Here is a 22,859-nt window from a genome sequence, read left to right as displayed (position 1 = left end):
ACTACTCCTGGTCGAAGCGACGCTTGAAGCGCTCTTCCATCTTGGCGGAGAACCCACCACCGTCGGAGCGATTGGTGCTGCGGGTCTCGCGGCGGCCGTGCCCGGAAGCACCGTCTCCCGCACCGGGTGCGTCCGCTCGACCCCTGCCGAGGAGCAGCAGGACGCCCGCAGCGAACATCACCAGGAAGCCGAGCACGCTCACCACGGGGACGCCCCCGGGCTTGAGGGGCAGCGCAATTCCACCGACCAGCAGGACCAGCCCGAGGAGGAACACCGCGACTGACTGAACACCGCGTCGATGGCCAACACGCAGCCCTCGACCCGTTCGAACGTTGGAGGCAAATTTCGGATCTTCCGCGTACAGCGCGGACTCGATCTGATCGAGCAGTCGCTGCTCGTGCTCCGAGAGTGGCACTGTCCCTCCCCCGGCACTGAGGTCTTGGGCTGTCGGCTCCCCGTCGGAGTCAACGAATGCCCGACCTGCCGGGCATCTACTCGACATCGTACGAGTCTGGCGGGCGGGAGACCACCCAAAGTCAGGGCAGGGGTGCAGCCGGCTGAAGTTGATCTCTTCGGTCAGTGCTCGCGCTCTCGACCCTCGAGGAGGGTGGCGGGGCGCAGCACGCTGTCGCCGAAGCGGGAGCGCAACCGGTCGGCCGCCTTCTCCGCGTCGCGCCAGCCGTGCTCGGGGGCACCGAGCTCGAGCTGTTCCACCGCGGCGGAGGCCGCCACGAGCTGCTCCGCCCGCACCCCCACGAGGCGCACGGCCTGAGCACGAGGCCCCAACCCGTCCAACAGGTCGCAGGCGCACTGGTACACCTCGTGGGCCACGTCGGTGGGCACCCGCAGCGTCCGGGACCGGGTGAGGGTGGTGAAGTCGGCGTAGCGGACCTTGATGGACACGGTGCGCGCCCGCACGTTCTTGCGGCGCAGCCCCGCCGTGGTCCGCTGGGCCAGGCGCAGCAGCTCGCGGCGCAGCGCGGCGGTGTCGTAGAGGTCGGTGCTGAAGGTCTCCTCCGCGCCGACGGACTTCTCCACCGAGTCGGGCACCACGGAGCGGTCGTCCTGGCCGTTGGCCAGGGCGTGCAGGTGGGCGCCGCTGGCCCGGCCCACCCACTGCTGCAGCACGTGCAGGTCGGTACCCGCCAGGTCGCCGACGGTGCGCAGCCCGTGGCCGGTGAGCACCTCCCCGGTGCGCGCGCCCACCCCGTACAGCGCCCCCACCGGCAGCGCGTGCAGGATCTCCCGCTCCCGCACCACGGGGACGACCATCACCCCGTCCGGCTTGGCCATGGCCGAGGCCAGCTTGGCCATGGACTTGGTGCGCGCCACCCCCACCGAGCAGGTCAGCGCAGTGGTCTCCTGCACCTGCCGGCGGATCTGCGCGGCGACCCCGGCTGGCGTGGTGCCCAGCCGGCGCAGCGCCCCGGAGACGTCGAGGAAGGCCTCGTCCAGGCTCAGCGGCTCCACCAGCGGCGTGATCCCCCGGAAGATGTCCATCACCAGCCGGGACGCCTCGGTGTAGAGCGGGAAGCGGGGCGGCACGAACACCGCCCGCGGGCACAGCCGCCGAGCCTGGCTGGTGGGCATGGCCGCACGCACCCCGTAGCGCCGCGCCGGGTAGGTCGCCGAGACCACCACGCCCCGGTTGTCGCCGCCGGCCACCACCACCGGCAGCCCGGCCAGGTGCGGGGCCTCGCGCACCTCGACGGAGGCGTAGAAGGCGTCCATGTCCACGTGCAGCACCGGGCAGCCGGCGTCGTCGGCGCCCGCCGCGTCCCGGTCGGGGTGGCTGGCCAGGTCGCCGCTGCGGCCCATGGCGCTGCGGCCCCCTAGACGTTCAGCGGCAGACGGGCCAGGGCGTGCAGCCGACTGGCGATCTCCCGCAGCGGGCTCGTGCCGCTGGCCAGGGCGTCCAGCTCGTGCAGCTGGACGGCGGCCTGCGAGCCGGCCTCCAGCGACGCGGAGGGCACCAGGTCGCTGAGCGCGGCGTCACCCTGCACCAGCTCCACCACCAGTCCCGACGAGGTGAGCAGCGTGGTCAGCCCGGGCAGGTCGAAGCGGCGCAGCAGCGGGTCGTGCTCGCCGAAGCGGCCGTCGGGGTCGGTGAGCACCCGAGCGGCGTCGGCCAGCCGCCCGGCCAGCGCGCGGTGCAGCACCGCCGCGGCCCGGCCGGCCACCAGCACCGAGAGCACCCCGCCGGGGGCCAGCGCGGTGACCAGCGCGTGCATGGCGGCGGGCACGTCCTCGACCACCTCGAGCACCCCGTGGGCCAGGACCACGTCCGCGGTGCCGGGGGCCACCAGCTCGCCGAGGCAGTCCATGTCGCCCTGCACCGCGGTGACCTGCGCGGTCGCGCCGGTCTCTCGGGCACGGCGCGCCAGGGAGGCCAGCGCGTCCGGGCTGGGGTCGACCACGGTGACGTCGCAGCCGAGCTCGGCCAGCGGCACCGCCCACCCGCCGGAGCCCCCGCCGACGTCGAGCACGCGGCACGGCTGCCCGGCCTCGCGGCGCAGCACCTCACGGCGGATCGCCCCGTGCACCAGGACGTTCCGGTCGCCCTCGGCAGTGGCGCCCCGGTGCCTGGACTGGCGCTCGGTCACCGGGACATCCTCGCAGGTCTTTTCACGGCTCCGCACTCTAGTGGCACCCGCGCGGCGGGCCGGGGCCGAGCGGCCCAGGCTCACCGGTGCCCCCGGTTGCGGCAGGCGGCGGCGCGGGCCAGGCCGAGGAACTGCTCCGCCTGGCGCAGCAGGTCGTCGGCGTCGCGGGTGGTGATGCTGCGGGTGACGGCCTGCGCGGCGAAGAACTCCGACCACTCCCCCAGCTCCGGCGCCACCCGGCCCAGCAGCAGCCAGACGCTGTTCGGCCGGGAGCGCACCGGGGCAGCACCGGCGCAGATGGGCTGCGCGCGGGTGGCCAGCACCGCCGCCCCGGCCCGCAGCGCGGCCAGCTGGGCCTGGGAGAAGCGGAGCTCCACCGCCGCGGCCCGCCGGGCCTGCTGCAGGCCGACCTCCGCCTGCTCCAGCAGCGCGGCCGCCGCGCGGGCGCCCTGCACGGCCGAAACCTGCCCGGCCGCCCGCTGTCCAGCCGTCCGCTGCCCAGCTGGCCGTCGCATCCCGGCCCGCACCTTCTCCACCGCCGTCATGACCTCAGCCATCGCGCACACCTCCACCACTCGCACCCGCTCATCACCAGGCCACCCAGACCGCAGCGGCAGCCAGATCGCTGTTCGAACACTTGTTCGACAGCGCCACTGTAGCGCCCCCGCCGCCCCCGGCGTCAAGACCAGGTCGTGGTGTGATGGCGCGGTGAGCGTGACCGTGGTTGACCTGTCTCGGGACGCACTGCACGCCAGGATGGGCGAGGCGCTGGGGATCTACGTCGCAGCCATGGGTTATCCACGCGGAACCGAGCGGCAGCGCGCCCCGATGTGGGCCGAGCACGCGTTGCGCGTGGGGTGGCACGCGGTGGCCGCAGTGGGCGATCCGGGCCCCGGCGAGCGGGAGAACCGGGAGGCCGGCCGCGCGGCGGGCCCCGTCCCCACCGGCCAGCTGCTCGGCATCGCCTACGGCTACCGGGGTGCCCGGCGGCAGTGGTGGTGCGAGGAGGTGCGCGGCGGGCTGCTGGCTCGCGGCATCCCCCCGCACGAGGTCGACGTGCTGCTGGGCGAGTACTTCGAGCTGACCGAGCTGCACGTGCTGCCCAGCGCGCAGGGCCAGGGGCTGGGCGAGGCGATGCTGCGCCGGCTGCTCACCGGTCGCCCGGAGCAGCGGGTGCTGCTGTCCACCCCGGAGGTGGCGGAGGAGGAGAACCGGGCCTGGCACCTCTACCGGCGGCTGGGCTTCACCGACGTGCTGCGGCAGTTCAGCTTTGCCGGTGACTCACGCCCCTTCGCAGTGCTTGGGCGCGACCTGCCGCTGTGAGGGCCGCTACGGTCGGGGCGTGCATGACGTCATCGTGGTGGGCTCCGGCCACAACGCCCTGGTCAGTGCCTGCTACCTCGCCCGCAGTGGCCTGGACGTCACGGTGCTGGAGGCCGACACCGTGCTCGGCGGCGCCGTCTCCACCGTCGAGCGCTTCCCCGGCCACCAGGTCGACCGCGGCTCCTCGGCCCACCTCATGGTCCGCCACCTGGGCATCATCGAGGAGCTCGACCTCGCCGCGCACGGCCTGAGCTACGCCGACTGCGACCCGTGGGCCTTCGCCCCCGCCCCGGCCGGCAGCGACGCCCCCGCCCTGGTCTTCCACCGCGACCTGGACACCACCTGCGCCTCCATCGAGGCCGCGTGCGGGGCGTCCGAGGCCGACGCCTACCGGCGCTTCGTCGCCGAGTGGGGCCCGCGCAGCGTGCGGGTGCTCGCCGCCTTCGCCGGGCCGCCCACGCCCGGGCACCTGCTGCGCTCGTTCTGGGGCATGGACTCCCAGGGCAACCCCGCGCGGCTGTCCCGGGAGTTCCTCACCTCCGGCGACGCGCTGCTGGAGGAGTGGTTCGACGACGAGCGGCTGCGCGCCGCGCTGGCCTGGTTCGGTGCGCAGTCCGGCCCGCCCACGTCCGAGGTGGGCACCGCGCCGATGGTGGGCTTCGCCGCCGCCATGCACTCCATCCCGCCGGGCCGGGCGATCGGCGGCAGCGGCGCGCTCACGAAGGCACTGGCCTCCCGGCTGCGCTCCGACGGCGGCGAGATCTGCCTGGGCGACGCGGTCACCTCGCTGCGCCGGGGCATCGACGGTTGGCAGGTGCGCACCGCCAGCGGGCGCCGGCTGCAGGCTCGCACCGTGGTGGCCGGCTGCCACGTGCTCACCACGCTGGACCTGCTGGCCGCCGGCGGCGAGCGCACCGCCGAGCAGGCCCGCTGGCGCCGTGGGGTGCGGGTGGGCCCGGGCATCGGCATGGTGGTGCGCCTGGCCACCTCCGGGCTGCCGCAGTACAGCAGCGCCTCCCCGCACGACTCCCCGCACGCGGGCCTGCAGCTGCTGGTCAGCGACCGCCGCCAGCTGCACGCCGCGCACGGCGCGGCGCTGGCCGGTGAGCTGCCGCCCAGGCCGGTGGTGCTGGCCATGAGCTTCTCCACCCTCGACCGCAGCACCGTGCCCGAGGGTGAGCAGCAGCTGTCGCTGTGGGCGCAGTGGCACCCCTACCGGCTCAGCGGCGGGCGCAGCTGGGACGACGTCGGCCAGGCCGAGGCGGACCGCATCATCGCCGAGGTGGACGCGCTGGCCCCTGGCTTCGCGGCCACCGAGCTGCACCGGCACGTGCAGACGCCGCTGGACCTGGAGCGCGAGCTGCGGCTGATCGGCGGCAACGTCATGCACGTGGAGATGTCGATGGACCAGATGATGCTGTGGCGTCCTGCGCCGGAGCTGGCTGGCTACCGGGTGCCCGGCCTGGACGGGCTCTACCTGACCGGGGCCTCCACCCACCCCGGCGGCGGCGTGGCCGGGGCCAGCGGGCGCAACACCGCCGCCCTGGTGCTCAAGGACGCCAGGGGCGGGCTGCTGCGCCGCACCGTCACCGCCACCCAGCAGCGCCTGGGCCAGCGGTGAGCGCTCGCTCGGCTCGGCTCGGTCGTCGCGCCGCGTGGGTGCTGGGTGGGGTGGCCGTGCTCGCCCAGATCACCTACCCGCTGACCCAGGGCTCCGCCCGCGACGACGTGAGCGTGGCGGTGGTGCTGCTGCTCGCGGCGGCCTGCACCGTGCACGCCGCGTCCACCCGCGGGCTGCAATGGACCGCCGGTTTGCTGGCCGTCACCGCGGTGGGCGGGTTCCTGGTGGAGATGCTGGGCACCGCCACCGGCTTCCCCTTCGGCGCCTACGACTACGCCACCGGCCGCCTGGGCCCCACCGTCTCCACCGTGCCGGTGATCATCGGGCTGGCCTGGACCGCCGGCGCCTACCCGGCCTGGTGCGCGGCCAGCACGGTGGCCGGGGGCGCTCGGGGCCGGCGGCTGCTGCTGGCCACCGTGGGCCTGGCGGCGTGGGACCTCTACCTCGACCCGCAGATGGTCGCGGACGGGCGGTGGACGTGGATGCCGGGCTCGGCCACGCTGCCCTTCCTTGACGACATCCCGGTGAGCAACTACCTGGGCTGGGTGCTCACCGCCGCGGTGATGGTCGCGGCGCTGGAGGCGCTGCCGCAGACCCGACCGGACCGCCTGCAGCCCGACGAGCTGCCGCTGGCGCTGTACCTGTGGACCTGGCTGGGCTCGGCGCTGGCGCACGCGGTGTTCCTGGACCTGCCCGCCTCGGCGGTCTACGGCTTCGTGGCGATGGGCCTGCTCGGTGTCCCGCTGCTGCGCGCCCTGCTCCGGGGTGGCGCGACTCACGGCGGCGGCCAAGATCACCGGCGCGCCGAAGTCGCACGCCCGGCTCGCCGCGGCGGCCGACTGGCACGATGGGCCCGTGCACCTCTCGAAGACCCGGCAGCCCCGCATCCGTAGGTCGGCAGCCGTGGCGCTGCTGCTACTCGTGATGCTTCCCCTGCTCAGCGGGTGCCTGCGGGCCAGGATGACGATGGGTGTCTCCGGCGACGACAAGGTGACCGGCGAGATCATCATCGCCACCCAGGGCGGCGCCCAGGCGCCCAAGGTGGAGGCACCCTCGGCGATCGCCGACCGGGTCAGCGTCCGCAGCTACGACCAGGACGGCTACCAGGGCAGCCAGGTGTACTTCAGCAACCTCTCCTTCTCGGAGCTGCAGCAGCTGACCACCATGACCAGCTACAGCGGCAACCAGTACCGGCTGAACGTGCGCCGCTCGGGCGAGGTGGTGAACCTGGACGGCTCGGTGAACCTCACCTCCCTGCGCAAGGAGGGTGCCGACGTGCAGCTGCGGGTGAACTTCCCCGGCGAGGTGACCAGCACCAACGGCGAGCGCGACGGCAGCACCGGCGTGAGCTGGAACCTGCCCGCAGGCGAGCTCACCAACATCCAGGCTGCCGCCACGTACCAGGATCCGGGCACCCGCGGCTACTTCACCTGGTTCGTGGTGATGATCCTGCTGGTGCTCGGCGCCTCGGCGCTGGTGGTGTGGATGGCCCTCAAGGACCGCAACTACACCGCTCGGCTGCAGCGCGAGCGCGAGCTGCGCTGAGCGTGCGCCGCGCTCCCCTGCTGCTCAGCTGCGGGACGGCGCTGGCCTGGTCCGGGCTGCTCACCGCGGCGCTGAACAGCCTGGTGCTGCCGCGCCCGCGCCGACCCGTCGCCCCGGTGCAGCACCCGGTGACGGTGTGCGTGCCGGCCCGCAACGAGGCCGCCCGGCTGCCTCAGCTGCTGGCCGACCTGCGGGCCCAGCAGCACGTGCCGCGGCTGCGGGTGCTGGTGCTCGACGACGACTCCACCGACGGCACCTCCGCCGCGGCGACCATCGCCGCCGGTGGTGACGAGCGGGTGTCGGTGCACCGCCGCACCGACGGTCCGCCACCGGGCTGGCTCGGCAAGTCCGCCGCCTGCCACCGGTTGGCCGAGCTGGCCCTGGCGGAGCCGGCCCACCGCCCCGAGGTGCTGGTGTTCGTCGACGCCGACGTGCGGCTGGCCCCGGACGCGGTGGCCGCCGGGGTGGCCCTGCTGCACGACACCGGCACCGCGCTGGTGTGCCCGTGGCCGGTGCAGGTGGCCGAGACCGCAGCCGAGCGGCTGGTGCAGCCGCTGCAGCAGTGGAGCTGGCTGAGCACGCTGCCGCTGCCGGTGGCCCTGCGCTCGCACCGCCCGTCCATGGCTGCGGTGTGCGGGCAGCTGCTGGTGGTGGACACCGCCGCCTACGCCGCGGTCGGTGGGCACTCCGCGGTCGCCGGCGCGGTGCTGGAGGACCTGGAGCTGGCCCGGGCGCTGCGTCGGCACGGCTACCGCACCACGCCGGCCGACGGCTCGGAGCTGGCCAGCTGCCGCATGTACACCAGCGCGGCCGAGCTGCGCGCGGGCTACGGCAAGTCGCTGTGGACGGCCTTCGGCACACCGGTCACGGCGGTGGCGCTGTTCGCGGTGCTCGGCGCGGCCTACGTGCTCCCACCCGCGGCGGCGGTGCTCGGCCGCGGCGCCACCCGCCGCTGGGGGGTGGCCGGGTACCTGGCTGCGGTCGGCTCGCGGGTGATCGCCGCCCGCGTCGGTGGCAGCCGAGCCTGGCCGGACGCGCTGACCCAGCCGCTGGGCGTGCTGGCGCTGGCGGGGATGACGGCCGCCTCGCACCGCGACCACCGCCGCGGGCGGCTGAGCTGGAAGAACCGCTACCTGGCGTGAGCCCGCCGGGCGTGAACCAGGTGCGCCGCACCCAGCACCGCCAGCACCACGCCCACCCAACCGGTGGCCGGGCCGGTGAACCCGGTGGCGTCCCACTCCACCGCCACCAGCCCCACCACCGCCAGCACCGCACGGGAGGGGCGCTCCCACACCGTGATCGCGCCGTAGCGACCGCCGCGGGCCCGGCTGGCCTCCATGCCCAGCGCCAGCGCCCCGAACACCACCACCTGCCACACCGGCACCCCCGCGGTGAGCACCAGCGCCACCCACCAGGCCAGCTCGGAGAAGCGGTCGGCGACGGAGTCCAGCGCCCGCCCGTAGCGACTGACCCGGCCGGACAGCACGGCCACCGCGCCGTCGAGACCGTCCATCGCCACCGACACCAGCACCGCCACGGCTGCCACCACGGGCAGCCCGGCCTCGGCGAGCACCGGCACCGCCAGCGACACCAGCAGCCCCACCGCAGTCAGCACGTCCGGCGTGACGCGCAGCCGCACCAGCGGCACGGCGAGGACGTACATCACCCGCAGCCAGCCGGACAGCAGCGGCACGTCGTCCGGGGTGATTCCCTGGTGCTGGGCCGACCACCCGTCGAGGTAGGCCTGCACGCCGCCGACCGGGGTCCGGCGGGGGCGAGGTCCACGCTCGGTCGCCACGCCCCGACGGTAACCGAGCGCGCCGGTCACGGCGGGCCGGCGTCGGGCGGGCTAACCCTGCTTGGGCTGCACCATGCCCAGCTCGGTGAGCACCTCGAGCGTCGCCCGGGAGAAGTTCAGCGTGTAGAAGTGCAGGCAGGGCACACCCTCGTCGATCAGCCGCTGCGAGAGCTCCGCGGCGATGGCCACGCCCTCACGGCGCACCGCGTCCTTGTCCTCCACCTCGCCGGTGCCGGCGGCGCGCTCCAGGCGCTGCACCACCTCCGGCGGCACCTCCTTGCCGGACAGCTCGGCCATCCGCTTCACCGAGCGCAGCGAGGTGATGGGCATGATGCCCGGCACGATCGGCTTCTCGCCCTGCTCGGGGTCGAGCCTGACCACCCGGTCGCGCAGGCCCAGGTAGTCCTCCGCCCGGAAGAACATCTGGGTGATGGAGTACTCCGCGCCGGCACGCAGCTTGTTCACGAAGTGCCGAGCATCGTGGTCGAGGTCGGGCGAGCGGTGGTGGCCCTCCGGGAAGGCGGCCACGCCCACGGTGAAGTCACCGAGGCTGCGGACCAGGCGCACCAGGTCGGAGGCGTGCTCCAGGCCGTCGGGGTGCTGCTGCCACTCCCCCAGCGGGTCGCCGGGCGGGTCGCCGCGCAGCGCCAGCACGTTGCGGATGCCGGCGTCGGCGTAGGCCCCGATGACGCTGCGCAGCTGCTCGGCGGAGTGCGACACCGCGGTCAGGTGGGCCACCGGCAGCAGCGTGGTCTCCGTGGCCAGCTGGCCGGTGATCCGCACGGTGCGGTCGCGGGTGGAGCCGCCCGCGCCGTAGGTCATGGACACGAACGCCGGCTGCAGCTGCTCCAGGATCCGCACCGTCCGCCACAGCTGCGCCTCGCCCACCTCGTCGCGCGGCGGGGAGAACTCGAAGGAGAAAGTGGGACGTCCGTCACGTCCGGAGCGGATGCGCTCCACCACCGACGGGGTGCCGGAGGAGTCCTCGGGGACCCCTGACAGCTGGTTCTCCGAGGTGGGGACGGGTGTCGGGCTCTGCGCGGTAACCACCGAACCAGCATAGAGAGCCCCCGGTCACGTGCGATCATTAGCACGTCGTGACACTCTCAGCCCATGTCCGTTTCGACCCTCGCCACCGCGGTGGAGCACGAGCTCACCACCTTCTTCGCGAGCCGCCGCGCCCAGACCACGCGGGTCGATCCGCTCTTCACCGAGGCCGCCCGCGCCCTCGAGGAGTTCGTCCTGCGGGGCGGCAAGCGGGTGCGTCCCAGCTTCGCCTGGTGGGGCTGGCGCGGCGCCGGCGGTGATCCCGACGGCCCGGAGGCCACCCGGGTGCTGCGGGCCTGCTCCGCGCTGGAGCTGATCCAGGCCTGCGCGCTGGTGCACGACGACCTGATGGACGACTCCGACACTCGCCGCGGCTTCCCCACCGTGCACACCGAGTTCACCCAGCGCCACCGCGACATGGGCTGGCACGGCGACGCCGAGCGCTTCGGCCTGGCCGCGGCGGTGCTGCTGGGCGACCTGGCGCTGGCCTGGGCCGACGACATGCTCCGCGCGGCCGACCTGCCCGCCCCCGCGCTGGCCCGGGCGCTGCCGTTCTGGGAGTCCATGCGCACCGAGATGCTGGGCGGGCAGTACCTGGACGTCTCCGCCGACGCCCGCCGCGACGAGACCCCCGAGGCCGCGCTGCGCATCGACCGCTTCAAGACCGCGGCGTACACCATCGAGCGACCGCTGCACCTCGGCGGCGCCCTGGCCGGTGGCTCCCCGGAGATGATGGCGGCCTACAGCTGCTTCGGCGCCGACATCGGGGTGGCCTTCCAGCTGCGCGACGACCTGCTCGGGGTGTTCGGCGACCCGGAGGTGACCGGCAAGCCCGCCGGTGACGACCTGCGAGAGGGCAAGCGCACCCTGCTGGTGGCGCTGGCCCTGCAGCGCGCCGACGCCACCGAGCCCGCCACCGCCGCGCTGCTGCGCCGCTCCCTGGGCCGCACGCTCGACGCCGACACCATCGCCGAGCTGCGCCGCGCGCTGGTTCGCCTGGGTGCGGTGGACGAGGTGGAGCAGCGCATCACCGAGCTCACCGCCAGCGGCCTGGCCGCCATGGACACCGACCTGGTGGAGCCGCTGGCCCGCAAGGAGCTGCAGGCCATGGCCGAGTCCGCCACCAGCCGGAGCTACTGATGCGCACCGTCGCCGGCCCCACCGACCACGTGGTCGTCGTGGGGGCGGGGCTCGCCGGGCTGTCCGCGGCCCTGCACCTGCTCGGCGCCGGCCGCGCGGTCACCCTCCTCGAGCGCGACGACCTGCCGGGTGGGCGGATGGGGCGCCTCGACGTCGACGGCTACCGCATCGACACCGGGCCCACCGTGCTCACCATGCCCGAGCTGATCGACGACGCGCTGTCCGCGGTCGGCGCGTCCCTGCACGACACCGTGCGGCTGCACCGGCTCGACCCCGCCTACCGGGCCCGCTACGCCGACGGCACCACCCTGGACGTGCACACCGATCCCGACGCCATGGAGGCCGAGGTGCGCGCCAAGATGGGCGCGGCCGACGCGGCGGGCTACCGGCGGCTGCGCACCTGGCTCACCGCCATGTACGACGCCGAGATCGACCGCTTCATCGGCGGCAACTTCGACTCCCCGCTGGACATGGTGTCCTCCCGCGCCGCGCTGGCCGACCTGTCCCGCTTCACCAGGCTGGGTGGGCTCGCCAGCCTCGCCGGCAAGGTCGGCGCGCACGTCACCGACGAGCGGCTGCGCCGGATCTTCACCTTCCAGGCCCTCTACGCCGGCGTGGCACCGCAGCGGGCGCGGGCGGCCTACGGCGTCATCTCCTACATGGACACCGTGGCCGGGGTGTACTTCCCCGAGGGCGGCATGCACGCCGTCGCCCAGGCCATGGCCGACGCCGCGGTCACCGGCGGCGCCAAGCTGCAGCTGGGCACCGAGGTGGCCGAGCTGGAGCACGACGGCGACCGGGTCAGCGCGGTGCGCACCGCCGCCGGCGAGCGCATCGCCTGCGACGCCGTGGTCCTCACTCCCGACCTGCCGCTGGTGGACGAGCTCCTGGGCCGCCCGCACCGCCGCCGGCTGCCCACCCGCTGGGCGCCCTCGGCCGTGGTCCTGCACGGCGGGGTGTCCCGGGAGGTCACCGCTGGCTGGCCGGAGGCCGCGCACCACACCATCGACTTCGGCGCCGCCTGGAAGCAGACGTTCACCGAGATCATCGCCGGCGGCCGACCCGGCCGCGGCCGGCTGATGAGCGACCCGTCCCTGCTGGTCACCCGCCCCAGCCTCACCGACCCCACGCTCGCCCCCGACGGCCAGGAGCTCTGCTACATCCTGGCCCCGTGCCCCAACCTGCGCACCGCCCCGCTGGACTGGGACACCCTGGGCCCGGCCTACCGCGACGAGCTGCTCGGCGTGCTCGAGGCCCGCGGCTACACCGGCATCGCCGAGCACCTCACGGTGCACGAGCTGGTCACCCCGGCCGGGTGGGCCGCGCAGGGCATGGCGGCCGGCACCCCCTTTTCGGCGGCGCACACCGTCGCCCAGACCGGGCCGTTCCGCCGCGGCAACCTGGTGCCCGGGCTGGACAACGCGGTGCTGGCCGGCTGCGGCACCACCCCCGGCGTCGGCGTGCCCACCACCGTCATCTCCGGTCGGCTTGCGGCCCAGCGCGTCACCGGGTGAGTGGTACAACGGGAAGTACGGTCACGAGACGGCAACATCACTCGATTCGCGCGTCGTTGCCCACGGGCCATGGGGGATGATGCTCGGTGATGACAGCGCCCACCAGTCTTCGCGAACGATCTCGAAGCGGCAACGGACAGGATCTCCTGAACCGTGGCCGCGTTTTTCTGCGTGGGCCGGCGGCCCCGGACGTGTACCTCGGACTCGTCGCCAGCCTGCTGATCCTGGCGGGCGGGCTCGGGGCCGGCAGCGTCCGCGTGCGCGACCCGCTGCTGGAGTCGGTCAAGCTGTCCTGGCTGCGCTTCGGCCACGGCCACGACCTGTCCACCGCCGCCATCTACGTCGGCGTGCTGGCCATGTTCTTCGCCTGGATGCGCATCGGGCGCCGGGTGCTGCGCGACGAGCTCAGCCCCACCGCGCTGCGTGGCGTGCTGGTGCTGTGGATGGCCCCGCTGCTGGCCTCGCCACCGCTGTTCAGCCGCGACGCCTACTCCTACCTCGCCCAGGGCGCGCTGCTGCGCGACGGGTTCAAGCCCTACGAGGTGGGGCCGGTGGCCAACCCCGGGGTGCTGCTGGACAACGTCAGCAGCGTCTGGACCACCACCACCGCCCCCTACGGCCCGCTGTTCCTGCTGCTGTCGGACCTCATCACCCGCATCTGCGGTGACAGCGTGGTCGCCGGCACCATCCTGCTGCGGCTGGTGATGCTGCCGGGCATCGGGCTGCTGGTGTGGGCGCTGCCCCGCCTGGCTGCGCACCTGGGTGGCAACCACGCCGTGGCGCTGTGGATCGCGCTGCTCAACCCGCTGGTGCTGGTGAACCTGGTGGGTGGCGTGCACAACGAGATGCTCATGGTGGGCCTGCTCGCCGCCGGCACCGTGCTGGTGCTCAACCGCAGGCACGTGGCGGGGTTCGCCGCGGTCGCCGTGGGCATGGCGATCAAGGCCACCGCCGGGCTGGCGCTGCCGTTCCTGGTGTGGGTGTGGATGGTGCACCGGCGCGAGGACGCCCTGGCGCGCGGCGAGCAGCCGGCGCACCCGCTGCGGGTCTTCGCGGTGACCGCCGGCGCCGGTGTGGCCATCGTGGTGGCGGTCTTCCTCGGTCCGTCGGTGCACCCCAACCTGGGCCTGGGCTGGATCACCGCGCTCAGCGGCTCCGGGTTGATCATCAACTGGCTGTCGCTGCCCACCGCGATGGCGCACATCATCACGCTGGTGTTCGGCTGGCTGCTGAACTTCCAGCTGGTGGCGGTGCTGCCCTACACCCGGATGCTGTGCGCGCTGGCGCTGGTGGGCATCGTGGTGTGGCTGTGGTGGCGCAGCCGGCACTCCGCCGTGGCGGCCACCCGGTCCCTGGTGCTGGCCCTGGTGGCCGTGGTCATCCTGTCGCCCGCCGCGCTCACCTGGTACTACGCCTGGCCGCTGGCGCTGGGCGCGGCGCTGCCGTGGCGGCCGCGGCCGATGGCGCTGGTGGTGGGCCTGTCGGTGGGGCTCATGCTGCTGTTCCGCCCCTCGGGCGTCACCGGCATGTACAACTGGCTGGACGTGGCCGCCGCCCTGGGCCTGGGCGTCCTCACCGGCGTCTCGCTGCTGCGCCCGGACCCGCTCCGCCTGCGCGCACACTCCCCCGTCCACGCCCCGCTGCCCACCCAGCCGTGAGCGTCGCCGTGGTGGAGCGGGCACCGATGTCGCCGGACCTGGCCGAGTGCTACCGCCAGTGCCGCGAGCTCAACGCCCAGCACGGCCGCACCTACTACCTGGCCACCCGCCTGCTGCCGGCCTCCCGTCGCCCCGCGGTGCACGCCCTGTACGGCTTCGCCCGGCTGGTGGACGAGATCGTCGACGCCACCGACGACCCACGGCCCTGGCCCGAGCGTGCCGCCGAGCTGGACGCGGTGGCCGCCGAGCTGCGGTCCGGGCTGACCGGCAGCGGCCCGGCGCCGGTCACCCCCGTGGTGCGCGCGGTCTGCGACACCGCGCAGCGCTACACCATCGAGCCGCAGCTGTTCGAGGACTTCCTGAGCTCCATGCGGATGGACGCGGTGGGGTCGGACACCCAGGTGGACGAGTACGCCGACCTGGCCCAGCTGACCACCTACATGTACGGCTCGGCCTCGGTCATCGGGCTGCAGATGCTGCCGGTGCTGGGCACCGTGGTGCGCCGCGAGGTGGCCGCGCCCTTCGCCAGCGACCTGGGCATCGCCTTCCAGCTGACGAACTTCCTGCGTGACGTGGGCGAGGACCTCGACCGCGGCCGGGTGTACCTGCCGGCGGACACCCTGGCCGCCTTCGGCGTGGACCGCCAGCTGCTGGCCGAGCTGCGGGCCAGCGGGCGCAGCGACCCGCGGGTGCGCCGTGCGCTGGCCCACCTGGTGGCACTCACGCGCAGCACCTACCGGGCCGCCGAGCCCGGGGTGGACATGCTGCAGCCGGACGCCCGCCGCTGCGTGCGGGCGGCGTTCACGCTGTACTCCGACATCCTCGGCGAGATCGAGCGCGCCGACTACGACGTGCTCAGCCACCGGGTGGTGGTGCCGCGGCGCCGTCGGCTGCGGGTGGCGGCTCCGCTGCTGGCCCGCAGCCTGGTCAGAGCGCCATCGCTTGGGCGCGGCGCGTGACCTCCTTGCCCCGGTTGCCGTGCAGGGCGTCGATGGGGGTGCCGGGCAGGGTCTCGTCCTCGGTGAACAGCCACTCCAGGATCTCCTGGTCGCGGTACCCACCGTCGCGGAGCACGCTGATCAGGCCGGGCAGGCCCTTGAGCACCCGGCCCTCCTCCTCCAGGAAGATCTCCGGCACGCTCACCACGCCGTTGCGCCACACCGCGAACATCGCGCCGTCGCGGAGCAGCTGCTCCACGCTGGTGCGGGGTCGGTTGAGCTTCTTGGCCACGTCGGACAGCTGCAGGACCGGGACGTCAGGATCGAGGACGTCGTCCAGGTAGGGAATCGCGCTCACGACCACCACGGTAGCGGGCGGTGTCCGGCGGCTCGTCGGCCCGTCCGTCGCCGGTGCTGGGACGGGGCGCGTGGAACCGCTCGCAGGCAGGTCCGTCGCTACGATTGACTCGCTCCCGCCGGTCTACCCGGGACCCCGCCCCGCACCACCCCGTGCCCCCTGACAGACCAGATTGAGGTGTTGACGAAGTGCGCAGCAGCGGCTCCGAACTGCTTGGCGTGCTGCTCGACGGGCGCTACCGCATCGACTCCCCGATCGCCCACGGTGGGATGTCCACGGTGTACCGCGGCGTCGACCTGCGGCTGGACCGCCCGGTGGCCATCAAGGTGATGGCCCCGCACTTCGCCGACGACCCCGCCTTCCTGGCCCGCTTCGAGCTGGAGGCCCGCTCGGTGGCCCGGCTCAGCCACGCGGGGCTGGTGGCGGTGTACGACCAGGGCCGCGACGACGGCCACGTGTTCCTTGTGATGGAGCTGGTGGAGGGCGGCACGCTGCGTGGCCTGCTGCAGCAGAACGGCGCGCTGTCGGTCCCGGTGGCCTTCGCGGTGATGGAGCCGGTGCTGGCTGCGCTGGCCACCGCCCACCGGGCCGGCCTGGTGCACCGCGACGTCAAGCCGGAGAACATCCTCATCGCCGAGGACGGGGCGGTGAAGGTGGCCGACTTCGGGCTGGTGCGCGCTGCGGCTGCCGCCGGGGTCACCGCCAACAACGGCGTCATCCTGGGCACCGCCGCCTACCTCTCGCCCGAGCAGGTCTCCCCCGGCACCGCCGACGCCCGCAGCGACGTCTACTCCACCGGGATCCTGCTCTACGAGATGCTCACCGGCACCCCGCCCTACACCGGCGACAGCGCGCTGTCGGTGGCCTACCAGCACGTCAACAACGACACGTCCGCCCCGAGCCTGCGGGTGCGTGGGCTGGCGCCGGAGCTGGACGACCTGGTGCTGCGGGCCACCCGGCGCGACCCTGCCGCCCGCTTCGTCGACGCCGGCCAGATGCTCGCCGAGGTGCTGGAGCTGCGTCGCTGGCTGCACGTCCCCTCGGTGCGGGTGCCGCTGCCCCAGCCGGTCAGCCCGCACGCGGTGGGCGTGCGTCCCCCGGTGCCTGCTGACCCTGCCAAGGGGACTGAGGGGGCACCCGACGAGCCCACCGTGCCCGCCCGGCGGACCACGGTGATGTCCGGCGCGATGCCAGGGGCCACGTCCACCCGCGGCTACCCGCGCACCGGCTCGGCGGCCATGGAGGTGCCGGTCAACGACAGCGAGTACTCCCTGCTGCGCCAGCGCGGCCGCCGGGTGGCGCTGGTGTGGGTGCTGGTGGTGCTGCTGCTGGCGGTGGCGGTCGGCGTCGGTGGCTGGTGGCTGGGCTCGGGCCGGTTCACCACGGTCCCCAACCTCACCGGCCTGTCCCACGGCGAGGCCCAGCAGGTGCTCGAGGACGTGGACCTCAAGGCCGAGGCACGCGACGGCTACGACAACACCGCCCCCATCAGCCAGGTGCTCGCCGCGCGACCGGCCCCGGGCGCCAAGGTCGCCAAGGGCTCCACCGTGGTGCTCACCGTGTCCCTGGGCCGGCCCGTGGTGCCCACCATCGTCAGCGGCACCATCTCGGCCGCGGTCAGCGAGCAGCTGCGCCAGCACGGGTTGCTGCCCGTGCTGGCTCCCGGCGCACACAGCGAGACCGTGGCCGAGGGCGGCCTGCTGCGGCTGAGCCCCGAGCCCGGCACGGTGCTCACCGTGGACGCGCCGGTACAGGTGACCCTCAGCCTCGGCCCGCCGCCGGTGCGGGTGCCCGACGTCGCCGGTCGCAGCGCCGAGGAGGCCACCGCCGTGCTCGGCGACAGCGGACTCACGGTGGGCGGCACCATCCCGGTGTACAGCTCCGCGGTGCCGGCCGGGTCGGTGGTGGGCTCCGAGCCCGCCGCCGGTGCCGAGTCGCGACGCGGGTCGGCGGTCACCCTGCAGGTGTCCAACGCCCTCTCCGTCCCCGACGTCACCGGCACCTCCCCGGCCGAGGCCACCGCCCGGCTGAGCGCCGCCGGCTTCGCCCCCGTCATCGGCGCCACCGTGTTCGACCCTGCGGCCGACGCAGGCTCGGTCGCCTCCACCGTCCCGCCCGCGGGCACGCTGGTCGACCCGGCCACGCCCCAGGTGCAGGTGCAGATCTCCGACGCCGTCACGGTGCCCGGCGTGCGCGGGCGCACCGTGGACAGCGCCCGGGCCGCGCTGGCGGAGCTGGGGCTGCGGGTGAAGGTGCAGCAGCTGGTGCCCTTTGACGGGTCACTGGTGGTGGGGCAGTCCGCCGAGGGCGGCAGCCGGGTGGCCCCGGGCGCCGAGGTCACCATCACCGCCCTGCCCTGAGCTGGCGCCCTGCCCGAGCTAGGCGGCCTTGCGGTCCCAGCTGTCCTCGAGCATGCGCGGCTTGCAGGCGACGTAGCCGCCCACCAGCAGCACCGCCACGGCGCAGCCGAGCATGCTGAACGGCAGCCCCCACCCGCCGGTGGCCTCGTGCAGCAGGCCGAACAGCAGCGGGCCCAGGCAGGCCACCGTGTAGCCCACGCCCTGGCTGAACCCGGAGAGCGCGGCCGAGCCGGCCGGGGTGCGGGTGCGCAGGTTGATGAGCGTGAGCGCCAGCGGGAAGGTGCTGGGGCCCAGACCCACCAGGCTCACCCAGAGCAGCGGCAGCTCCATCGGCGCCAGGTACAGGCCCACGTAGCCCACGGCGAAGAAGGCGGCGCAGAGCACCACGATGAAGTACGGGTTGGCCACCCGGGTGGCCAGCACCGGCATGGTCAGCGCACCCACCAGGCCCAGCGCGGAGAACAGTCCCACCATGTTGCCGCCCAGCTCGGCGCTGCCGCCGGCCTCGGTGAGGATCTTGGGGATCCAGGTGAACATGGCGTAGGTGTTGAGCGAGGTCATGCCGAACATCGCGGCCATCCCCAGGCCCACCGGTGAGCGCCAGGCCCGGCCCTCGGCCCGCACCACCGGCAGCCCGTCGTCCCCGGTGCCGTCGCGCCCCCGCCTGCCGCGCTCCAGCAGCAGCACCGCCGTCCACGGCACCGCCGCGGCCAGCGCCACCAGGGTCCAGGAGCCGGTGGACACCCGCCAGTCGCTGGCGTTGGCCAGCGGCACGGCCACCAGCGCGGGCAGCACGGTGCCCAGCTGCAGCACAGTGATGTAGACGGTGCTCAGCCCGCCCACCCGGTCGGGGAAGTAGCGCTTGACCAGCGGCGGGATCACCACGTTGCCGATCCCCATGCCGCCCAGGGCCACAGCGGACAGCGCCAGCAGCACCAGGGTGTCGCCGGCCAACGAGCGGGTGAAGGTGCCGATCGCGGCCATCGCCATGGCCACCAGGGCCACCTGCTCCAGGCCGATGCGGTGCACCAGTGCCGGGGTCAGCAGGCCGAACACCGCGAAGGCCAGCGTGGGCAGCATGCCCAGCACCCCCGCCACCGACGGCCCGAAGCCGAGGTCGTCGCCGATCGGGTCCAGCAGCGGGGTGATCGAGGTGACCGCGGTGCGCAGGGTGAACGCCGCCAGCACGATGCCCAGCAGCACCAGGACGCGCCCCGCCCACAACGGCTTGGGGTGAGCGGCCGCCGGCCCACCTCCGGGTGTGCCCGGGCCCTGGGTGGCGCTCCCCTGCCCGACCGCTGTCATCACTGTTCTCCGCTTCTGCTGCTCGTGGTGCTCGTCTGTGCTCGTCTGTGCTCGGCCACCTCTGGCGACGCGCCGGTCAGCTCCCCCACGCACGAGGGCACCGGCGCGCGTGCGCCGGTGCCCTCGTGGGTGCTGGTGACCAGGTGGGTCAGTCGCGCAGCATCTCCGCCACCAGGAAGGCCAGCTCCAGCGCCTGCTGGGTGTTCAGCCGCGGGTCGCAGGCGGTCTCGTAGCGACCGGCCAGGTCAGCGTCGGAGATGTCCTGGGCGCCACCCATGCACTCGGTGACGTTCTCGCCGGTGATCTCCAGGTGGATGCCGCCGGGGTGGGTGCCCACCCTGCGGTGCACCTCGAAGAAGCCCTGCACCTCGTCCACGATCCGGTCGAAGTGCCGCGTCTTGTAGCCCGACGCCGACTCGTGGGTGTTGCCGTGCATCGGGTCGCACTGCCAGATCACCTGGTGGCCGGTGGCCTGCACCTTCTCGATGATCGGCGGCAGGAGCTCACGAACCTTGGTGTTGCCCATCCGGGAGATCAGCGTGAGCCGGCCCGGGGTGTTGTGCGGGTCGAGCCGCTCCACGTACTCCACGGCCATCTCCGGCGTGGTGGAGGGACCGATCTTCAGCCCGATCGGGTTGGCCACCAGCTCGGCGAAGGCGATGTGCGCCCCGTCCAGCTGCCGGGTGCGGTCGCCGATCCAGAGGAAGTGCGCCGACAGGTCGAACAGCCGCGCGTTGGCGTCCGGCTCCACGTCGCGCTCCAGGCGGAGCATGGCGCGCTCGTAGTCCAGCACCAGCGCCTCGTGGCTGGCGAAGATCTCGGCGGAGTGCAGCGACGGGTCGCTCACGCCGCAGGCGTCCATGAAGCGCAGGCCGCGGTCGATCTCCTCGGCCATCGCCTCGTAGCGGGCGCCGGCGGGAGAGTTCAGCACGAACTCGCGGTTCCAGTCGTGCACCTTGTGCAGGTCAGCCATCCCGGCCGCGGTCAGCGCCCGCACCATGTTCATGGCGGCGCTGGAGTTGGCGTAGGCGCGCACCAGCCGCGACGGGTCGTGGCCGCGGACGGCCTCGTCGGCCACCAGCGAGTTGATCATGTCACCGCGGTAGGACTTCAGCCCCAGCGCGTCGATGTCGGACGAGCGCGGCTTGGCGTACTGGCCGGCGATGCGGGCCACCTTCACCACCGGCATGGAGGCGCCGTAGGTGAGCACCACCGCCATCTGCAGCAGGGTGCGGATGTTGCCGCGGATGTGCGGCTCGGTGTTGTCCGCAAAGGTCTCCGCGCAGTCACCTCCCTGCAGCAGGAACGCCTCGCCCCGGGCTACCTGCGCGAGGCGCTCGTGCAGGTTGTCCACCTCGCGGGAGACGGTGATGGGCGGCACGCTCTCGAGCACCTTGCGCATGGCCGCGGCCTGGTCGGCCGGCCAGCTGGGCTGCTGGGCGGCCGGGCGGGCCAAGGCGTCATCGAGCTTGGCACGCATGGCCTCCGACAACGGGGGAAGCTCGGGCAGCGTGTCGATCGGCACGTCGACGGTCCAGTTCACGCGGTCAATCCTAGGTGTTCGCCTGCGGCGCCTGCCGAGCGGTCAGGTACGCCTCGATCGCCCGGAAGCGCTGCAGGTTGTGCCGGGCGTCCGCGAGCGCGTCGTGGGCGTCGTCCGGGGCCTTGGGCAGCTCGGGGCTGCCGGAGTCCTCCCAGAGCTGGCGCAGCTCGCGGGTGAACCGCGGCAGCGCCCTCGGAAGCGCGGGCATGGCCCCCCACAGCTGGCACAGGGCCACGTGGTCGTAGGCGGCGATCCAGGCCCACAACTCCGGGGAGTCCTCCGCGGTGAGGAAGGCCAGCAGCTCCTCGCGGATCTGGGCCCGGCTGCGCCACAGCGGCGAGGAGGGGTTGGGCAGCTTGGGCAGGACGTTGGCCCGCACCCACTTGCCGGCCTTGTCCGGGTTGAACTCGGTGGACACCGCGTAGTACTCGCGGCCGTCCTCGGCCGCCACCCCGATCGACACCAGGTCGATGGTGGTGCCGTCCTCGATGAACTCGCAGTCGTAGAAGTAGCGCACCGCGACAGCCTAGGGCCGCTCGCTGGACCCGGGATCCACCTCGGGCACCAGCCCGGTACCCGGGGCGTCCCCGGGGCGGGCTGACCGGACCGTGCTGGCGTAGACGTCCACGTACTCCTGGCCGGACAGCCGCTGCAGGGCCTGCATCACCTCGTCGGTGGCGGCCCGCAGCACGGCCGGGTCGGCGTGCCCGCCCGCGTGCGGCGAGAGGTCGATCGGCCGGCCCAGCGTCACCACCACCCGGGCCGGCCGCCACATCCGCGAGCCGATCGGGTTGACCCGATCGGTACCGGTCATGGCTACCGGGATCACCGGCACCCCGGCCTCCAGCGCCACCTGGGCCAGCCCGGCCTTGCCCCGGTAGAGGCGCCCGTCGGGTGAGCGGGTGCCCTCCGGGTAGATCCCCAGCACCGCGCCCCGGCGCAGCAGCTGCAGCGCGGTGGCCAGCGCCGGCTGCGCCGCGCGCAGGCTGGAGCGATCCACCGGCACGTGGCCGACGCCCAGGAAGAACCACCGTCTCAGCCGACCCACCAACCCCGGGGCGGTGAAGTACTCGCTCTTGGCCAGGAAGCTCACCCGCCGGGGTACCACCAGGGGCAGGAAGAAGGAGTCGGCGACCGCGAGGTGGTTGCTGGCCAGGATCACCGGGCCCTCCGCCGGCAGGTTCTCCAGACCCCGTACCTGGGGCTTGCAGGTCACCCGCAGCAAGGGCCCCAGCAGGACGTGCTTGGTGAGCCAGTACAGCATCGGCGACCCTCTTTCAGCTCCGCCCGCGTGCTCCAACCCTAGCCAGGCACCACCCGTCCGAGGGGCGAGCCGCTGCGGCCAGCCCCTCGACCGCCGGTCGTGCCACCATGGTGAGGTGCCCCTCCCCCCCGGCGCCGAGCCGCTCGTCCCTGCTGGTCGCCCCAGCTCCGCGGTGGTGCCGTCGCGCCAAGGGTCCACCGTCACCATCGTCGACGTCGACCGCGCGCAGGAGGCGAGCCAGCGATGAGCACACCGGACTCCGCAGGAGGAGAGCGCGAGGAGCGCGACAAGGACGCCGCCGAGATCGACGCCGCGTTCGCCGAGCTGGTCGCGGGCTGGGACGCCGAGCCCAGCTGGGAGCAGGCCGAGCGGGAGGCGGGCGCCGCCACCGCCCGCTCGTCGACCGCCCCGAGCACCGACGAGCGCACCACCGACCCGGACGAGGACGACGCGCAGGGGCACGGCCCGGCGGGGGCTGAGCCGAGTCCGGCCGAGCCCGAGCAGCCCGGCGTCGCCACCACCGAGCCCCCGGTGAGCCGGCCGGCGCGGGTGGTCCGGCCCGACGAGCTGGACCTGGACGAGGACGAGGACGAGGGGCACTACGAGCCGCCGGAGCCGCCGCCCATCCCGCGCCCGCACGGGGCCGGGCTGGGAGCGTTGGTCCTGCTGGCCATCGGGGTGGTGCTGCTGTTCATCCCCGGCGTCATCGGCCTCACCGACTCGGTGGGCTTCCCGCTGGGGCTGCTGGCCATGGCGTCGTCGCTGTTCTGGATGTTCCTGCTGCTGCGCGACGGCCCGCCGGTGGACTCCGGCTGGGACGACGGGTCGCGGATCTAGCGCAC

The 22,859-nt window shown here is 73.9% G+C and carries 23 protein-coding genes; 12 read left to right on the top strand and 11 right to left on the bottom strand.

Annotation, left to right across the window (positions count from 1 at the left end; translation table 11 throughout):
- Nucleotide 1 precedes the first annotated feature (1 nt).
- The 4 genes from ELX43_RS05510 to ELX43_RS05495 form a co-directional block, all read right to left on the bottom strand.
- Nucleotides 2–415, bottom strand: coding sequence for a DUF3040 domain-containing protein (locus ELX43_RS05510; RefSeq protein ID WP_127782490.1), 414 nt, complete (start codon nt 413–415; stop codon nt 2–4).
- Between the two features lie 161 nt (nt 416–576).
- Entirely contained in the window at nt 577–1,818 is a 1,242-nt protein-coding gene (gene dinB, locus ELX43_RS05505; protein ID WP_127782489.1) for a DNA polymerase IV, read from the bottom strand.
- Between the two features lie 14 nt (nt 1,819–1,832).
- Nucleotides 1,833–2,603: a class I SAM-dependent methyltransferase gene (locus ELX43_RS05500; protein ID WP_206518115.1), complete on the bottom strand. Its 771-nt coding sequence runs from the start codon at nt 2,601–2,603 to the stop codon at nt 1,833–1,835.
- 80 nt (nt 2,604–2,683) lie between these two features.
- Entirely contained in the window at nt 2,684–3,160 is a 477-nt protein-coding gene (locus ELX43_RS05495; RefSeq protein WP_127782488.1) for an SAV_6107 family HEPN domain-containing protein, read from the bottom strand.
- A 199-nt stretch (nt 3,161–3,359) separates the two neighbouring features.
- Here ELX43_RS05495 and ELX43_RS05490 point away from each other — a divergent pair, with 199 nt between their 5' ends.
- Genes ELX43_RS05490 through ELX43_RS05470 form a run of 5 tightly spaced genes read left to right on the top strand, consistent with a single transcriptional unit; the run spans nt 3,360 to nt 8,234 of the window.
- Entirely contained in the window at nt 3,360–3,926 is a 567-nt protein-coding gene (locus ELX43_RS05490) for a GNAT family N-acetyltransferase (protein WP_206518195.1), read from the top strand.
- 19 nt (nt 3,927–3,945) lie between these two features.
- A complete protein-coding gene (locus ELX43_RS05485; RefSeq protein WP_127782486.1) occupies nt 3,946–5,547 on the top strand; it encodes an NAD(P)/FAD-dependent oxidoreductase in 1,602 nt (533 codons plus the stop codon).
- A complete protein-coding gene (locus ELX43_RS05480) occupies nt 5,544–6,440 on the top strand; it encodes a carotenoid biosynthesis protein (RefSeq protein WP_241249799.1) in 897 nt (298 codons plus the stop codon). The genes ELX43_RS05485 and ELX43_RS05480 overlap by 4 nt, the downstream gene beginning before the upstream one ends.
- Before the next feature lie 10 nt (nt 6,441–6,450).
- Entirely contained in the window at nt 6,451–7,092 is a 642-nt protein-coding gene (locus tag ELX43_RS05475; RefSeq protein ID WP_127782485.1) for a DUF3153 domain-containing protein, read from the top strand.
- Nucleotides 7,093–7,094: 2 nt separating this feature from the next.
- The gene (locus ELX43_RS05470) at nt 7,095–8,234 is read left to right on the top strand and encodes a glycosyltransferase family 2 protein (protein WP_127782484.1); all 1,140 of its coding nucleotides are present in this window, start codon (nt 7,095–7,097) and stop codon (nt 8,232–8,234) included.
- Here the strand turns inward: ELX43_RS05470 and ELX43_RS05465 are convergent.
- Both ELX43_RS05465 and metF read right to left on the bottom strand, forming a co-directional pair.
- Complete coding sequence (locus tag ELX43_RS05465) at nt 8,222–8,890, bottom strand: CDP-alcohol phosphatidyltransferase family protein (RefSeq protein ID WP_127782483.1); 669 nt, start codon at nt 8,888–8,890, stop codon at nt 8,222–8,224. The two genes, ELX43_RS05470 and ELX43_RS05465, sit on opposite strands and share 13 nt — an antisense overlap.
- Nucleotides 8,891–8,941: 51 nt before the next feature.
- The gene (gene metF / locus ELX43_RS05460; protein WP_127784697.1) at nt 8,942–9,850 is read right to left on the bottom strand and encodes a methylenetetrahydrofolate reductase [NAD(P)H]; all 909 of its coding nucleotides are present in this window, start codon (nt 9,848–9,850) and stop codon (nt 8,942–8,944) included.
- A 153-nt stretch (nt 9,851–10,003) separates the two neighbouring features.
- On the opposite strand from metF, the gene ELX43_RS05455 reads away from it, so the two are divergent.
- From ELX43_RS05455 to ELX43_RS05440, 4 genes are all read left to right on the top strand, one after another.
- Nucleotides 10,004–11,077, top strand: coding sequence for a polyprenyl synthetase family protein (locus ELX43_RS05455; protein ID WP_127782482.1), 1,074 nt, complete (start codon nt 10,004–10,006; stop codon nt 11,075–11,077).
- Nucleotides 11,077–12,591, top strand: coding sequence for a phytoene desaturase family protein (crtI, locus tag ELX43_RS05450; protein WP_127782481.1), 1,515 nt, complete (start codon nt 11,077–11,079; stop codon nt 12,589–12,591). The genes ELX43_RS05455 and crtI overlap by 1 nt, the downstream gene beginning before the upstream one ends.
- A gap of 191 nt (nt 12,592–12,782) precedes the next feature.
- Nucleotides 12,783–14,249, top strand: coding sequence for an alpha-(1->6)-mannopyranosyltransferase A (locus tag ELX43_RS05445; protein WP_241249798.1), 1,467 nt, complete (start codon nt 12,783–12,785; stop codon nt 14,247–14,249).
- Complete coding sequence (locus ELX43_RS05440; RefSeq protein ID WP_127782479.1) at nt 14,246–15,208, top strand: phytoene/squalene synthase family protein; 963 nt, start codon at nt 14,246–14,248, stop codon at nt 15,206–15,208. The genes ELX43_RS05445 and ELX43_RS05440 overlap by 4 nt, the downstream gene beginning before the upstream one ends.
- On the opposite strand, the gene ELX43_RS05435 is transcribed toward ELX43_RS05440, so the two are convergent.
- Entirely contained in the window at nt 15,177–15,545 is a 369-nt protein-coding gene (locus tag ELX43_RS05435; RefSeq protein ID WP_127782478.1) for an Rv2175c family DNA-binding protein, read from the bottom strand. The genes ELX43_RS05440 and ELX43_RS05435 overlap by 32 nt on opposite strands.
- A 188-nt stretch (nt 15,546–15,733) precedes the next feature.
- On the opposite strand from ELX43_RS05435, the gene pknB reads away from it, so the two are divergent.
- The gene (gene pknB / locus ELX43_RS05430; RefSeq protein WP_127782477.1) at nt 15,734–17,905 is read left to right on the top strand and encodes a Stk1 family PASTA domain-containing Ser/Thr kinase; all 2,172 of its coding nucleotides are present in this window, start codon (nt 15,734–15,736) and stop codon (nt 17,903–17,905) included.
- Nucleotides 17,906–17,923: 18 nt separating this feature from the next.
- On the opposite strand, the gene ELX43_RS05425 is transcribed toward pknB, so the two are convergent.
- The 4 genes from ELX43_RS05425 to ELX43_RS05410 form a co-directional block, all read right to left on the bottom strand.
- On the bottom strand, nt 17,924–19,210 hold the full coding sequence (locus ELX43_RS05425) for an MFS transporter (protein ID WP_127782476.1): 1,287 nt from the start codon (nt 19,208–19,210) through the stop codon (nt 17,924–17,926).
- 148 nt (nt 19,211–19,358) lie between these two features.
- Nucleotides 19,359–20,753, bottom strand: coding sequence for a 3-deoxy-7-phosphoheptulonate synthase class II (locus ELX43_RS05420; protein WP_127782475.1), 1,395 nt, complete (start codon nt 20,751–20,753; stop codon nt 19,359–19,361).
- Between the two features lie 10 nt (nt 20,754–20,763).
- Nucleotides 20,764–21,270 carry a polyadenylate-specific 3'-exoribonuclease AS gene (locus tag ELX43_RS05415; RefSeq protein WP_127782474.1) on the bottom strand — a complete coding sequence of 169 codons (507 nt, stop codon included), beginning with the start codon at nt 21,268–21,270 and terminating at the stop codon, nt 20,764–20,766.
- 9 nt (nt 21,271–21,279) lie between these two features.
- A complete protein-coding gene (locus ELX43_RS05410) occupies nt 21,280–22,017 on the bottom strand; it encodes a lysophospholipid acyltransferase family protein (protein WP_127782473.1) in 738 nt (245 codons plus the stop codon).
- Nucleotides 22,018–22,132: 115 nt separating this feature from the next.
- Here ELX43_RS05410 and ELX43_RS18190 point away from each other — a divergent pair, with 115 nt between their 5' ends.
- Nucleotides 22,133–22,264: a hypothetical protein gene (locus tag ELX43_RS18190; RefSeq protein WP_277601718.1), complete on the top strand. Its 132-nt coding sequence runs from the start codon at nt 22,133–22,135 to the stop codon at nt 22,262–22,264.
- A complete protein-coding gene (locus ELX43_RS05405; protein ID WP_127782472.1) occupies nt 22,261–22,854 on the top strand; it encodes a hypothetical protein in 594 nt (197 codons plus the stop codon). The genes ELX43_RS18190 and ELX43_RS05405 overlap by 4 nt, the downstream gene beginning before the upstream one ends.
- The last annotated feature ends 5 nt before the right edge of the window (nt 22,855–22,859 follow it).

It is taken from the genome of Rhodococcus sp. X156 (assembly GCF_004006015.1).
In the GTDB taxonomy this organism is placed as follows: Bacteria; Actinomycetota; Actinomycetes; order Mycobacteriales; family Mycobacteriaceae; genus X156.
This window is presented reverse-complemented; position numbering and strand designations above follow the sequence as displayed.